Below are 13,749 nucleotides of genomic sequence, written 5' to 3'. Positions count from 1 at the left end.
TGCGTATGCGCGAACGGCCTGCCGGACGACTTACGCCAAAGTAATCGACGATTAAAGAGGCCGGATTGTAATAATTGTACACTCCGGAGTCAATTCACTTTCCTTATTTCCCGCGCTTTTCACCTCAATCAGAGGATAAAAAACACGCAAAATTCAGGCGATAAACCGCGCTTTACGCACCGGGTGGGGAATTATACGGGCTCGCCGGCAAAGCGCAAGGATCGCGCGGGATCTTCGTTAGATCGATAAAGCGAAATTTTCGCGATCGTCATTAATTTTTCCGATATGCCGGTCAAATCGTGCCGCAGCCATGAAAGGATCGATTACACTTAAGCGTCCTGACGCGGCCCTGTGGATAAATCGGGAAGAATCTGTGAGAAACAGGAGATCTCTGTCTCGCTTTAGGCTATGATCCGCGGTCCCGATCGGGATCCCTGATCTCAGGCATCGGGTAAAAACCGCAAATAGCGGTTCGCACGCCTCCCGGCTCGGGGCTTGTCGGCGTGTGTCAACAATCATGAATGTTTCAGTCTTCGTCTTTTATCGACTTTTGTTCGAGTGGAGTCCGCCGTGTCACTTTCGCTTTGGCAGCAGTGTCTTGCCCGATTGCAGGATGAGTTACCAGCCACTGAATTCAGCATGTGGATACGCCCCCTACAGGCGGAACTGAGCGATAACACGCTGGCTTTGTATGCGCCAAACCGGTTTGTGCTCGATTGGGTAAGGGACAAATACCTCAATAATATCAACGGATTGCTGAATGATTTCTGCGGCTCTGACGCGCCGCTGCTGCGCTTTGAAGTTGGCACTAAACCGCTGACCCAGACGACGCCAGCGCCTGCAAGCCAGGCGGTCAAGCCGGCGCAGGCCGCGCCCGCCGCGGCACCTGTGCGCCCGGCGTGGGACAACGTGCCCGCGCCGGCGGAGCCGTCCTACCGCTCTAACGTCAACGTCAAACACACCTTTGATAACTTCGTTGAGGGTAAATCCAACCAGCTGGCCCGCGCGGCGGCGCGTCAGGTGGCGGATAACCCCGGCGGCGCGTATAACCCGCTCTTCCTTTATGGCGGCACGGGTCTTGGTAAAACGCACCTGCTACATGCGGTCGGCAACGGCATCATGGCGCGCAAGCCCAATGCCAAAGTCGTCTATATGCACTCCGAGCGTTTCGTGCAGGACATGGTGAAAGCGCTGCAAAACAACGCCATCGAAGAGTTCAAACGCTACTACCGTTCGGTGGATGCGCTGCTTATTGACGATATTCAGTTCTTCGCCAATAAAGAGCGATCCCAGGAAGAGTTTTTCCACACCTTTAACGCCCTGCTGGAAGGTAATCAGCAGATCATCCTTACCTCGGATCGTTATCCAAAAGAGATCAATGGGGTTGAGGATCGTCTGAAATCGCGCTTCGGCTGGGGTCTCACGGTAGCTATTGAGCCACCGGAGTTAGAAACTCGCGTGGCGATCCTGATGAAAAAGGCGGATGAGAACGATATCCGTCTGCCAGGCGAAGTCGCCTTCTTTATTGCCAAGCGTCTGCGATCCAACGTGCGTGAGCTCGAAGGCGCGCTGAACCGTGTCATCGCCAACGCCAACTTTACTGGTCGCGCCATTACTATCGATTTTGTGCGCGAGGCGCTGCGCGATCTGCTGGCGCTCCAGGAAAAACTGGTCACTATCGACAATATTCAAAAGACGGTGGCGGAGTACTACAAGATCAAGGTGGCGGATTTGCTCTCCAAGCGGCGCTCCCGCTCGGTCGCGCGTCCGCGCCAGATGGCGATGGCGCTCGCCAAAGAGCTGACCAACCACAGTCTGCCGGAAATCGGCGATGCGTTTGGCGGCCGCGACCACACCACGGTGCTGCACGCCTGTCGCAAGATAGAGCAGCTGCGTGAGGAAAGCCACGATATCAAAGAAGATTTCTCCAATTTAATCAGAACATTATCTTCGTGACGCTATGAAATTTACCGTTGAACGTGAACATTTATTAAAGCCGCTCCAGCAGGTCAGCGGCCCGCTGGGCGGCCGTCCGACGCTGCCTATTCTCGGCAACCTGTTGCTCCAGGTCGCGGACGGTGCGCTGTCGCTGACCGGCACCGATCTGGAAATGGAAATGGTGGCGCGCGTCGCGTTGGTGCAGCCGCACGAGCCAGGCGCCACTACCGTACCGGCCCGTAAATTCTTTGATATCTGCCGCGGCCTGCCGGAAGGCGCGGAAATCGCCGTTCAACTGGATGGCGACCGCATGCGGGTGAGCTCGGGGCGCAGCCGTTTTTCGCTCTCCACGCTGCCAGCGGCGGATTTCCCGAATCTGGACGACTGGCAGAGCGAAGTGGAATTCACGCTTGCCCAGGCGACCATGAAGCGTCTGATCGAGGCCACGCAATTTTCGATGGCGCATCAGGATGTCCGTTACTACCTCAACGGCATGCTGTTTGAAACCGAAGGCGAAGATCTGCGTACTGTGGCGACTGACGGCCACCGTCTGGCGGTTTGCTCAATGCCGGTTGGCCAGCCATTACCGAACCATTCGGTGATTGTGCCGCGTAAAGGCGTGCTGGAGCTGATGCGTATGCTCGACGGCGGCGACGCCCCGCTGCGTATTCAGATAGGCAGCAACAATATCCGCGCGCACGTCGGCGATTTTATCTTTACCTCGAAACTGGTCGACGGCCGCTTCCCGGATTATCGCCGCGTACTGCCGAAAAACCCGGACAAAACGCTGGAAGCCGGCTGCGATATCCTCAAGCAGGCGTTTGCCCGCGCGGCGATCCTCTCGAATGAGAAATTCCGCGGCGTGCGTCTGTATGTGAGCGAAAACCAGCTGAAAATCACCGCCAATAACCCGGAACAGGAAGAGGCGGAAGAGATCCTCGACGTCACCTACGCGGGCACGGAGATGGAAATCGGCTTTAACGTCAGTTATGTGCTGGACGTGCTTAACGCGCTGAAGTGCGAGAATGTGCGCATTCTGCTGACGGATTCGGTGTCGAGCGTGCAGATTGAAGACGCGGCGAGTACATCCGCAGCCTATGTCGTCATGCCCATGAGGCTTTAGAAAATATCGGGCTATCTTACTTGTTATTCTGGCTCCGGGCAGTGCTCGCAATCCTCACGTACTTCAGTACGCTCCGGTTGCTGCGCGCTGGCCGAAACCAGAATAACTGCGCCGATAACGCCCTGGCTAAGAATGAATCATGTCGCTATCCCGTTTACTCATCAAAGATTTCCGCAATATCGAAAACGCGGATCTCGCGCTCTCTCCCGGTTTCAACTTTCTGGTTGGCGCTAACGGCAGCGGAAAAACCAGCGTGCTGGAAGCGATTTACACGCTGGGCCACGGGCGCGCGTTTCGCAGTCTGCAAATCGGGCGAGTGATCCGCCACGAGCAGGATGCTTTTATTCTCCACGGGCGGTTGCAGGGCGACGAGCGTGAAGTGTCGGTCGGTCTCACAAAAGATCGCAACGGCGACAGCACGGTGCGTATCGACGGCAGCGACGGCCACAAAGTGGCTGAGCTGGCGCAACTGATGCCGATGCAATTAATTACCCCTGAGGGGTTTACTTTGCTCGGCGGCGGCCCCAAATACAGAAGAGCGTTCCTCGACTGGGGATGCTTCCATAACGAGCCAGGCTTTTTTGTCGCCTGGAGCAACTTAAAGCGCCTGCTCAAACAGCGCAATGCCGCGCTGCGACAGGTGACCCGCTATGAACAACTGCGCCCGTGGGACCGCGAACTGGTCCCGTTGGCCGAACAGATAAGTCAGTGGCGCGCCAGCTACAGCGAGGCGATCGCCCACGATATGGCTGATACCTGCGCTCAGTTTTTGCCGGAATTTACGCTTACCTTTTCTTTCCAGCGCGGCTGGGAGAAAGAGAGCGACTATGCCGACGTGCTGGAGCGCGGTTTTGAGCGCGACCGGATGCTGACCTATACCGCGCACGGCCCGCATAAGGCTGATTTTCGCATTCGCGCCGACGGCGCGCCGGTGGAAGATACGCTGTCGCGCGGGCAGCTCAAGCTGCTGATGTGCGCGCTGCGTCTGGCGCAGGGTGAGTTTCTCACCCGAGAAAGCGGACGATGCTGTCTTTATCTGATAGATGATTTTGCCTCTGAACTCGACGACGCCCGACGTGGGCTTCTGGCGCAGCGCCTGAAGGCTACGCAGTCGCAAGTCTTTGTCAGCGCGATTAGCGCCGAACATATTCTCGACATGACGGACAAAAATTCGAAGATGTTCGCTGTCGATCAGGGTAAAATAACGGATTAACCCAAGTTAAAATGAGCGAGAAACGTTGATGTCGAATTCTTATGACTCCTCCAGTATCAAAGTCCTGAAAGGGCTGGATGCGGTGCGTAAGCGCCCGGGTATGTATATCGGCGATACGGATGACGGCACCGGTCTGCACCACATGGTATTCGAGGTGGTAGATAACGCTATCGACGAAGCGCTCGCGGGTCACTGTAAAGATATCGTCGTGACCATTCATGCCGATAACTCTGTCTCGGTATCGGATGACGGGCGCGGCATTCCGACCGGTATTCACCCGGAAGAAGGCGTTTCGGCGGCGGAAGTTATCATGACCGTTCTGCATGCGGGCGGTAAATTTGATGATAACTCTTATAAAGTCTCCGGCGGTCTGCACGGGGTAGGCGTTTCCGTCGTAAACGCCCTGTCGCAGAAGCTGGAACTGGTTATCCGCCGCGAAGGCAAAATCCACCAGCAGACTTACGTGCATGGCGTACCGCAAGCGCCGCTGGCTGTGACCGGCGACACCGAGCAGACCGGTACTCAGGTCCGCTTCTGGCCAAGCCACGAAACCTTTACCAACGTCACCGAATTTGAATATGACATCCTGGCAAAGCGCCTGCGCGAGCTGTCGTTCCTGAACTCCGGCGTCTCTATTCGTCTCGTCGATAAACGCGACGGCAAAGAGGATCATTTCCATTACGAAGGCGGCATCAAGGCGTTTGTTGAGTACCTCAACAAGAACAAAACGCCGATCCACCCGAACATTTTCTATTTCTCCACCGAGAAAGACGGTATCGGCGTGGAAGTGGCGCTGCAGTGGAACGACGGTTTCCAGGAAAACATCTACTGCTTTACCAACAACATTCCGCAGCGCGACGGCGGTACGCACCTGGCGGGCTTCCGTGCGGCGATGACCCGTACGCTGAACGCCTATATGGATAAAGAGGGCTACAGCAAAAAAGCGAAAGTCAGCGCCACCGGCGATGACGCGCGCGAAGGTCTGATCGCTGTGGTTTCCGTAAAAGTGCCGGATCCGAAATTCTCCTCCCAGACCAAAGACAAACTGGTCTCCTCCGAGGTGAAATCGGCGGTTGAACAGCAGATGAACGAACTGCTGGCGGAATACCTGCTGGAAAACCCTAACGACGCCAAAATCGTGGTCGGCAAAATCATCGACGCCGCGCGCGCCCGTGAAGCGGCCCGTAAAGCGCGTGAAATGACCCGTCGTAAAGGCGCGCTGGATCTCGCAGGCCTGCCGGGCAAACTGGCGGACTGCCAGGAGCGCGACCCGGCGCACTCCGAACTCTACCTGGTGGAAGGGGACTCCGCGGGCGGTTCTGCAAAACAGGGCCGTAACCGTAAGAATCAGGCGATCCTGCCGCTGAAAGGGAAAATCCTGAACGTGGAGAAAGCGCGCTTTGACAAAATGCTCTCTTCCCAGGAAGTCGCGACGCTTATCACCGCGCTCGGCTGCGGCATCGGCCGTGACGAATATAACCCGGATAAGCTGCGTTACCACAGCATCATCATCATGACCGATGCGGACGTCGACGGCTCGCACATTCGTACGCTGCTGTTGACCTTCTTCTATCGTCAGATGCCGGAAATCATCGAACGCGGTCACGTCTATATCGCGCAGCCGCCGCTGTATAAAGTGAAGAAAGGCAAACAAGAACAGTACATTAAAGACGACGAAGCGATGGATCAGTATCAGATCTCCATCGCGCTGGACGGCGCGACGCTGCATGCGAACGCGAGCGCGCCAGCTATCGCCGGCGAAGTGCTGGAGAAGCTGGTGTCTGAGTACAACGGCGCGCAGAAGATGATCAACCGTATGGAGCGTCGCTACCCGCGCGCGCTGCTAAAAGAGCTGGTCTATCAGCCGACGCTGACGGAAGAGGCGCTGGCCGATGAAGCGAACGTGACCCGCTGGGTCTCCGCGCTTATCACCACGCTTAATGAAAACGAGCAGCACGGTAGCGTCTGGAAGTACGACATTCGTGAAAACGCTGAAACGCGTCGTTTCGAGCCAGTGGTGCGCGTGCGTACCCACGGCGTCGACACCGATTACGTGCTCGACCACGAGTTCGTGACCGGCGGCGAATACCGTCGTCTCTGCACGCTCGGTGAGAAGCTGCGCGGTCTGATCGAAGAAGATGCGTTTATCGAGCGCGGCGAACGCCGTCAGCCGGTAGCGAGCTTCGAGCAGGCGCTGGACTGGCTGGTGAAAGAGTCCCGTCGCGGTCTCTCGATTCAGCGTTATAAAGGTCTCGGCGAGATGAACCCGGAGCAGCTGTGGGAAACCACGATGGATCCGGAAAGCCGCCGTATGCTGCGCGTTACCGTCAAAGACGCGATTGCCGCCGACCAGCTCTTCACAACGCTGATGGGCGACGCCGTTGAACCGCGCCGCGCCTTTATCGAAGAAAACGCCCTGAAAGCGGCGAACATCGATATCTGATAGCCGTTGTGGCGGGTGGCGCTTCGCTTACCCGCCTACGCGCGCAGTCTGTACAGATACAGGGCGGGTAAGCGTAGCGCACCCGCCTTTATCATTTATATTCGTCATCGGGCGCAGGGAGGCTTAACGCTCACACTTGCCTCGCGCGCGTCATCATCGTCGTTAACCCGCGCTTCCTTTCTCTTTAACCGGCGCATTAACCGGCATTTTCCCCGCAGATTCATCCCCTTTTCTCGCCCCGACTGCTACTGTTTTTTGAGCACAATCGCGTTAGCATGCCAAAAGGCTCATTTATGCAGGGGAACTCATGGCTATCAAACTTATCGCAATTGACATGGATGGCACTTTATTGCTGCCCGATCACACCATTTCACCGGGCGTAAAAAACGCCATTGCCGCAGCCCGTGAACAGGGCATCAACGTAGTGCTGACGACCGGACGGCCTTTTGCGGGCGTGGAGAGTTATCTGCGCGAGTTGCATATGGATAAACCGGGCGATTACTGCATCACCTACAACGGCGCGCTGGTGCAAAAGGCAAGCGACGGCAGCACCGTAGCGCAAACACCGCTCAACTATGACGATTATCGCTATCTGGAGCAGCTTTCACGCGAGGTCGGCTCGCACTTCCACGCGCTCGACCGCACCACGCTCTATACCGCGAACCGCGATATCAGCCGTTATACCGTGCATGAATCTTTTGTCGCCACCATTCCGCTGGTGTTCTGCGAAGCGGAAAAAATGGACCCAAACATGACCTTTCTGAAGGTGATGATGATCGACGAGCCGGAGATCCTCGACAAAGCTATCACGCGTATTCCGCAGGAAGTAAAAGAGAAATACACGGTGCTGAAAAGCGCGCCGTATTTCCTTGAGATCCTCGATAAGCGCGTTACCAAAGGCACCGGCGTGAAATCACTGGCTGACGTCTTAAACATCCAGCCGGAGGAAGTGATGGCAATAGGCGATCAGGAAAACGATATTGCGATGATCGAATACGCGGGCATCGGCGTGGCGATGGAAAATGCCATCGATGCAGTGAAAGAGGCCGCCAACGTCGTGACCCGCTCGAATCTGGAGGATGGCGTCGCGTACGCTATTGAGAAATTCGCGCTGCGTTAATGGAGTGACGCGCCGCCCGTTAATCGGCGGACGGCGCGTCAGAAAGGCGCTTTCGGCTGCATAGCCACGCAAAGTCTCGCCTGGCCTGAAAGGGCGGGGTTACCCCCGCCCTGCGGGTTGCTACTTACCGGATTCGTAAGCCAGAAACGCAGCAAACTCCCTTTGCCCGTCCTTCAGCCTTAGTTCGCACAGCGAATGACGCGCAGAAATGTAAATACTAACAACGTGATACAGAGCGTTACTACGCACCAGAACAGGGTACTTCGCAGCAGTTTCATGGCCTTCCTCTCCTTGCCTTTCGGCGGGTAAGAGGCTGCGCTGATGGGGTCCAGGCATCAGTAGGCCTCGTGGGTTAATTGAAAAATTACCTTCGGGGCTTTCTTCTTTCTGCCTCACCACATTTTGCATTTCTGCCGACCGCAAGAGGCAAAAAGCCTCAAGCGCCGCCGCCCTTATAAATTTCTCTTCCTGCGCTAAACCATCAAAACCCTGCGGGCGTTTTGCTGAATTTTTGTGCCTTTTCCCTGCTGAATTTCTGCCCTTCGCGTCATTTTCTACCATCATCAGCTCACTTGATGAATCCCGCGCAGCTATCTCTCCCGATATATCCTTTTGTCGTTTTTGTGATCTAAATTGTAGTACAACAAATATGGATTGTACTACATTGAACCCATCAGCACGGCCACCCGCGTCACGGTTGTACTTCAAAAATGCGGCGAAATTCGGCGGTCAGGGTAAAGTAGGCGAAGAAACCTCGCGTGAAAGGAACCCAAAAGATGACCAAAACCGACCGCATTATTGTGACGCTGGGCCGCCAGATCGTAGGCGGGAAATATGTACCGGGCGCCGCGCTCCCCGCCGAAGCGGAGCTGTGCGAAGAGTTTGAAACCTCGCGCAATATCATCCGCGAGGTGTATCGCTCGCTGATGGCGAAGCGGCTGATTGAGATGAAGCGCTATCGCGGCGCGTTTGTCGCGCCACGCAACCAGTGGAACTACCTCGACACCGAAGTGTTGCAGTGGGTGCTGGAGCACGATGACGACCCGCAGCTTATCGCCTCCATGAGTGAAGTGCGCAATCTGGTTGAACCTGCTATCGCCCGCTGGGCGGCGGAGCGCGCCACGTCAAGCGATCTGGCGCGCATTGAGGCGGCGCTCAACGACATGATTGCCAACAACCAGGATCGCGACGCGTTTAATGAGGCAGACATCCGCTATCACGAAGCGGTGCTGGAGGCGGTGCATAACCCGGTGCTGCAACAGCTCAGCGTGGCTATCAGCTCTCTGCAACGGGCTGTGTTTGAGCGCACCTGGATGGGCGATGAGGCCAACATGCCGAAAACGCTCCAGGAACATAAAGCGCTGTTCGATGCGATACGGCATCAGGACGGCGAGGCGGCGGAGCAGGCGGCGTTAACCATGATCGCAAGCTCCACAAAACGGCTGAAGGAAATCACATGACATCTCGCTACATCGCTATCGACTGGGGTTCCACGAATCTTCGCGCCTGGCTTTTTCAGGGCGAACAGTGCCTGGAGAGCAGGCAATCGGAGGCGGGCGTCACCCGCCTTAACGGCAGAACCCCCGAAGCGGTGTTAGCGCAGGTGACGGAAGGCTGGCGCGATGCCGCCACCCCTGTCGTCATGGCCGGGATGGTGGGCAGCAACGCTGGCTGGACTGTCGCTCCTTATCTTCCTTGCCCGGCGCGTTTCGCCGATATCGGCAGCCAGCTCACCACCGTCGCCCCCAACGTCTTTATTATTCCAGGCCTGTGCGTTACCCGTGGCGATAACCGCAACGTGATGCGCGGCGAGGAGACCCAACTGCTGGGCGCCCGCGAGCTTGCCCCCGCGCCGCTCTACATCATGCCCGGCACGCACTGCAAATGGGTGCAGGCCGACGCCGCGCAGGTCAGCGATTTTCGCACCGTCATGACCGGCGAGCTGCATCATCTGCTGTTAAGCCACTCCCTTATCGGCGCGGGTCTGCCGGAACAGCAGCCGGACGCTGCCGCCTTCGACGCGGGCCTTGCGCAGGGCGTGGAAACCGACGCGCCCCTGACACGCCTTTTTGAAGTGCGTGCCGCCCATGTGCTGGGCGAGCTGGCGCGCGAGCACGTCGCTGAATTTCTTTCCGGGTTGCTGATTGGCAATGAAGTGGCAAGCCAGCTTCGCCACTGGCAGCCAGATCGCCCGCAACCCCTCACGCTGGTCGCCAGCCCATCCCTTGCCAGACGATACCAGCGCGCGCTGACGCTGCTCGGTTACACGGCCCGGACGCTGGAGGGCGACAGCGCATTTCAGGCAGGCATAAGGAGTCTCGCTCATGCAGTGGCACACTGATCTCCCTCTTATCGCAATCTTACGCGGCATTACCCCGCCGGAAGCCGAAGCGCATGTCGCCGCGGTGCTCGACGCCGGTTTCGACGCGGTAGAGATCCCGCTTAACTCGCCGCAGTGGCAGCAGAGTCTGCCGACGCTCGTGAAGGCGTTCGGCGAGCGCGCGTTGATTGGCGCGGGCACGGTGCTGAAGCCGGAGCAGGTGGATGAACTGGCGCAGATGGGCTGCAAGCTTATCGTCACGCCGAATATTCAGCCCGACGTCATCAAACGCGCGGTGGGTTATGGCATGACCGTCTGCCCCGGCTGCGCCACGGCAACGGAGGCGTTCACCGCCATTGAGGCGGGCGCGCAGGCGCTGAAAATTTTCCCGTCCTCCGCTTTCGGGCCGGACTACATCAAAGCGCTAAAAGCCGTGCTGCCGCCGGACATCCCGGTCTTCGCGGTCGGTGGCGTCACGCCGGATAACCTGGCGGTGTGGCTCAACGCGGGCTGTGTCGGCGCCGGGCTTGGCAGCGATCTCTATCGCGCCGGACAGTCCGTATCGCGCACGACGGAGCAGGCGAAAGCATTTGTTAAGGCGTATCGAGAGGCAGTGCAATGAAAATTACCAGACTAACGACGTACCGTTTACCCCCCCGCTGGATGTTTCTCAGGATTGAGACGGATGAAGGCGTGGTCGGGTGGGGCGAGCCAGTTATCGAAGGGCGCGCCCGCACGGTCGAAGCGGCGGTGCATGAGCTTGGCGAATACCTGATTGGTCAGGATCCGGCCCGCATCAACGATTTATGGCAGGTGATGTATCGCGGTGGTTTTTATCGCGGCGGCCCAATACTGATGAGCGCCATCGCGGGTATTGACCAGGCGCTGTGGGATATCAAAGGTAAAGTGTTGAACGCGCCGGTCTGGCAACTGATGGGCGGCCTGGTGCGCGATAAAATCAAAGCCTACAGCTGGGTAGGGGGCGACCGACCGGCGGAAGTTATCGCCGGTATTAAAACGCTGCGCCAGATAGGCTTTGACACCTTTAAATTAAATGGCTGCGAAGAGTTAGGCATTATTGATGATTCGCGTAAAGTCGACGCTGCGGTAAATACCGTTGCGCAGATCCGCGAGGAATTCGGCAGTGAAATAGAATTCGGGCTTGATTTCCACGGACGCGTCAGCGCGCCGATGGCGAAAATATTAATTAAAGAGCTCGAACCTTATCGCCCGTTATTTATTGAAGAGCCGGTATTAGCTGAACAGGCTGAATATTATCCGCGCCTCGCCGCGCAGACGCATATTCCGATTGCGGCAGGCGAACGCATGTTCTCGCGTTTTGAATTTAAGCGCGTACTGGAAGCTGGCGGCCTCGCTATCCTGCAACCCGATTTATCGCACGCGGGCGGTATTACCGAATGCGCGAAAATCGCCGCGATGGCGGAAGCCTATGATGTCGGCCTCGCGCCGCACTGCCCGCTCGGGCCGATTGCGCTTGCGGCCTGCCTGCATGTGGATTTCATCTCGCGCAACGCGGTATTCCAGGAGCAGAGCATGGGCATTCACTATAACCAGGGTGCCGAGTTGCTTGATTTTGTTAAAAATAAAGACGACTTCAAAATGGAAGGCGGCTATTTCCAGCCTTTAATGAAGCCGGGTCTGGGTGTCGAGATTGATGAGGAGCAGGTCATTGAACGCAGCAAAGCGTGCGCTGACTGGCGTAACCCTTTGTGGCGGCACCCTGACGGCTCCGTCGCCGAATGGTAATGCCCGGCATATTTCGCGCTGCAACGGCGTTGGCTGCGTTAATTCGCCCCAGTCACTTACTTTTGTAAGCTCCCGGGGACTCATTAACTTGCCGCCTTGTTGCAACACGAACTATTTAGGGCATTGCGCGTCATATTTCGCGCTGCAACGGCGTTGGCTGCATTAATTCGCCCCAGTCACTTACTTTTGTAAGCTCCCGGGGATTCGTTAACTTGCCGCCTTCCCACAACGCGAATTATTTAGCGCGTTGCGTACATTGGCTTTTCATGCAACGCGAACTCTTCAGGACAAGGTAATTCCGGTTTTTACGAAAATTATTTCGCGTATTGATTAAATGAAAATGAGCCCGGCTCGTCGGGCGGTAAACCCAATATAAAAAACACACCCTCTGTATTTTACAGGGCATGGTGAGGGGCCTCGCTATGCCTTATTCTGGAGACAGAACGTGATGGATATTTCTGTAACGGCTGTAAAACCCGGGCGTCGTCGTTATCTGACGCTCGCGATGATATTTATTACCGTGGTGATTTGTTATGTCGACCGCGCCAATTTAGCGGTGGCGTCGGCGCATATTCAGGAAGAGTTCGGCATTAGCAAAGCGGAGATGGGCTATGTCTTTTCCGCCTTCGCCTGGCTCTACACGCTCTGCCAGATCCCCGGCGGCTGGTTTTTAGACCGCATGGGCTCGCGGCTGACCTATTTCATCGCGATTTTTGGCTGGTCAGTGGCGACGCTGTTTCAGGGCTTCGCAACGGGGCTGCTGTCGCTCATTGGCCTGCGCGCCATCACCGGCGTTTTTGAAGCGCCCGCATTCCCGACTAACAACCGCATGGTCACCAGCTGGTTCCCGGAGCATGAGCGCGCCTCGGCGGTCGGTTTTTACACCTCCGGGCAGTTCGTCGGGCTCGCGTTTCTCACGCCGCTGCTTATCTGGATCCAGGAGCTGCTGAGCTGGCACTGGGTGTTTATCGTCACTGGCGGCATTGGGATCCTCTGGTCGCTGGTCTGGTTTAAGGTTTACCAGCCGCCGCGCCTCACCAAAGGCATCAGCCGGGCGGAGCTGGATTACATCCGCGACGGCGGCGGCCTGGTGGACGGTGATGCGCCCGCAACAAAAGCCGAACGCCAGCCGCTCTCCCGCGCGGACTGGAAATTAGTGTTTCATCGCAAACTGATTGGCGTTTATCTCGGCCAGTTTGCGGTCACGTCCACGCTCTGGTTCTTTCTCACCTGGTTTCCGAACTACCTCACTCAGGAAAAAGGCATCACGGCGCTCAAGGCGGGCATTATGACCACCGTGCCGTTCCTCGCCGCGTTCTTCGGCGTGCTGCTCTCCGGCTGGCTTGCGGACAAGCTGGTGAAAAAAGGGTTCTCACTCGGCGTGGCGCGTAAGACGCCGATTATCTGCGGCCTGTTAATCTCCACCTGCATCATGGGCGCCAACTACACCAACGATCCGACCTGGATTGTCGTGCTGATGGCGCTGGCGTTCTTCGGCAACGGGTTTGCGTCGATCACCTGGTCGCTGGTGTCATCGCTGGCCCCGATGCGCCTGATTGGCCTGACCGGCGGCATGTTCAACTTTGTCGGCGGGCTGGGCGGTATCACCGTACCGCTGGTGATTGGCTACCTGGCGCAGGATTACGGCTTCGGCCCGGCGCTGGTGTACATCTCTGTCGTGGCGCTTATCGGCGCGCTCTCTTACATCCTGCTGGTCGGCGAGGTGAAACGCGTAGGCTGAGGCCCGTCATGAAGGGCAGGGACGCCTGCGACGGAATGCGCAGATAACGCGCCGCCTTGACCTGCGCGCGTGACGTATCGACTG

General features: G+C 57.2%; 9 protein-coding genes and 3 pseudogenes. 10 read left to right on the top strand and 2 right to left on the bottom strand.

The window, feature by feature from the left end:
* Positions 1-570 precede the first annotated feature (570 nt).
* The 5 genes from dnaA (at position 571) to yidA (ending at position 7,837) form a co-directional block, all read left to right on the top strand.
* Positions 571-1,956, top strand: coding sequence for a chromosomal replication initiator protein DnaA (gene dnaA / locus BJP61_RS00970; protein WP_038866323.1), 1,386 nt, complete (start codon positions 571-573; stop codon positions 1,954-1,956).
* Positions 1,957-1,960: 4 nt separating this feature from the next.
* Positions 1,961-3,061: a DNA polymerase III subunit beta gene (gene dnaN / locus BJP61_RS00965; protein WP_038866322.1), complete on the top strand. Its 1,101-nt coding sequence runs from the start codon at positions 1,961-1,963 to the stop codon at positions 3,059-3,061.
* 139 nt (positions 3,062-3,200) lie between these two features.
* Entirely contained in the window at positions 3,201-4,274 is a 1,074-nt protein-coding gene (gene recF, locus BJP61_RS00960; protein WP_171997634.1) for a DNA replication/repair protein RecF, read from the top strand.
* A 28-nt stretch (positions 4,275-4,302) separates the two neighbouring features.
* Entirely contained in the window at positions 4,303-6,717 is a 2,415-nt protein-coding gene (gyrB, locus tag BJP61_RS00955; protein WP_038866317.1) for a DNA topoisomerase (ATP-hydrolyzing) subunit B, read from the top strand.
* Between the two features lie 307 nt (positions 6,718-7,024).
* A complete protein-coding gene (gene yidA, locus BJP61_RS00950; RefSeq protein ID WP_038866315.1) occupies positions 7,025-7,837 on the top strand; it encodes a sugar-phosphatase in 813 nt (270 codons plus the stop codon).
* 120 nt (positions 7,838-7,957) lie between these two features.
* Here the strand turns inward: yidA and BJP61_RS00945 are convergent.
* Together BJP61_RS00945 and BJP61_RS21625 are read right to left on the bottom strand one after the other, a co-directional pair.
* A pseudogene (locus BJP61_RS00945) lies at positions 7,958-8,115 on the bottom strand (type I toxin-antitoxin system Hok family toxin).
* A pseudogene (locus BJP61_RS21625) lies at positions 8,093-8,173 on the bottom strand (DUF5431 family protein); the annotation flags it as partial. The pseudogenes BJP61_RS00945 and BJP61_RS21625, both read right to left, overlap by 23 nt.
* A gap of 440 nt (positions 8,174-8,613) precedes the next feature.
* On the opposite strand from BJP61_RS21625, the gene dgoR reads away from it, so the two are divergent.
* The 5 genes and pseudogenes from dgoR to BJP61_RS00915 all read left to right on the top strand — a co-directional run bounded on the left by dgoR (position 8,614) and on the right by BJP61_RS00915 (position 13,665).
* Positions 8,614-9,297 carry a D-galactonate utilization transcriptional regulator DgoR gene (gene dgoR / locus BJP61_RS00935; protein WP_171997631.1) on the top strand — a complete coding sequence of 228 codons (684 nt, stop codon included), beginning with the start codon at positions 8,614-8,616 and terminating at the stop codon, positions 9,295-9,297.
* Complete coding sequence (locus BJP61_RS00930; protein WP_038866310.1) at positions 9,294-10,178, top strand: 2-dehydro-3-deoxygalactonokinase; 885 nt, start codon at positions 9,294-9,296, stop codon at positions 10,176-10,178. Before dgoR ends, BJP61_RS00930 begins: the two co-directional genes overlap by 4 nt.
* On the top strand, positions 10,162-10,779 hold the full coding sequence (locus BJP61_RS00925) for a 2-dehydro-3-deoxy-6-phosphogalactonate aldolase (RefSeq protein WP_171997630.1): 618 nt from the start codon (positions 10,162-10,164) through the stop codon (positions 10,777-10,779). Before BJP61_RS00930 ends, BJP61_RS00925 begins: the two co-directional genes overlap by 17 nt.
* Entirely contained in the window at positions 10,776-11,924 is a 1,149-nt protein-coding gene (gene dgoD / locus BJP61_RS00920) for a galactonate dehydratase (RefSeq protein ID WP_075192935.1), read from the top strand. Before BJP61_RS00925 ends, dgoD begins: the two co-directional genes overlap by 4 nt.
* Positions 11,925-12,328: 404 nt before the next feature.
* A pseudogene (locus BJP61_RS00915) lies at positions 12,329-13,665 on the top strand (MFS transporter).
* The last annotated feature ends 84 nt before the right edge of the window (positions 13,666-13,749 follow it).

Source organism: Cronobacter sp. JZ38, from assembly GCF_008932145.1.
Lineage (GTDB): Bacteria > Pseudomonadota > Gammaproteobacteria > Enterobacterales > Enterobacteriaceae > Cronobacter > Cronobacter muytjensii.
The sequence above is the reverse complement of the archived record's forward strand: the minus strand, read 5'-3'. Positions and strand labels throughout refer to the sequence as shown.

What these genes read in the sequence shown, in the direction of transcription:
- dnaN (WP_038866322.1), top strand. Translation starts at nt 1,961, where the DNA reads ATGAAATTTACCGTTGAACGTGAACATTTATTAAAGCCGCTCCAGCAG.
- recF (WP_171997634.1), top strand. Translation starts at nt 3,201, where the DNA reads ATGTCGCTATCCCGTTTACTCATCAAAGATTTCCGCAATATCGAAAAC.
- gyrB (WP_038866317.1), top strand. Translation starts at nt 4,303, where the DNA reads ATGTCGAATTCTTATGACTCCTCCAGTATCAAAGTCCTGAAAGGGCTG.
- yidA (WP_038866315.1), top strand. Translation starts at nt 7,025, where the DNA reads ATGGCTATCAAACTTATCGCAATTGACATGGATGGCACTTTATTGCTG.
- dgoR (WP_171997631.1), top strand. Translation starts at nt 8,614, where the DNA reads ATGACCAAAACCGACCGCATTATTGTGACGCTGGGCCGCCAGATCGTA.
- BJP61_RS00930 (WP_038866310.1), top strand. Translation starts at nt 9,294, where the DNA reads ATGACATCTCGCTACATCGCTATCGACTGGGGTTCCACGAATCTTCGC.
- BJP61_RS00925 (WP_171997630.1), top strand. Translation starts at nt 10,162, where the DNA reads ATGCAGTGGCACACTGATCTCCCTCTTATCGCAATCTTACGCGGCATT.
- dgoD (WP_075192935.1), top strand. Translation starts at nt 10,776, where the DNA reads ATGAAAATTACCAGACTAACGACGTACCGTTTACCCCCCCGCTGGATG.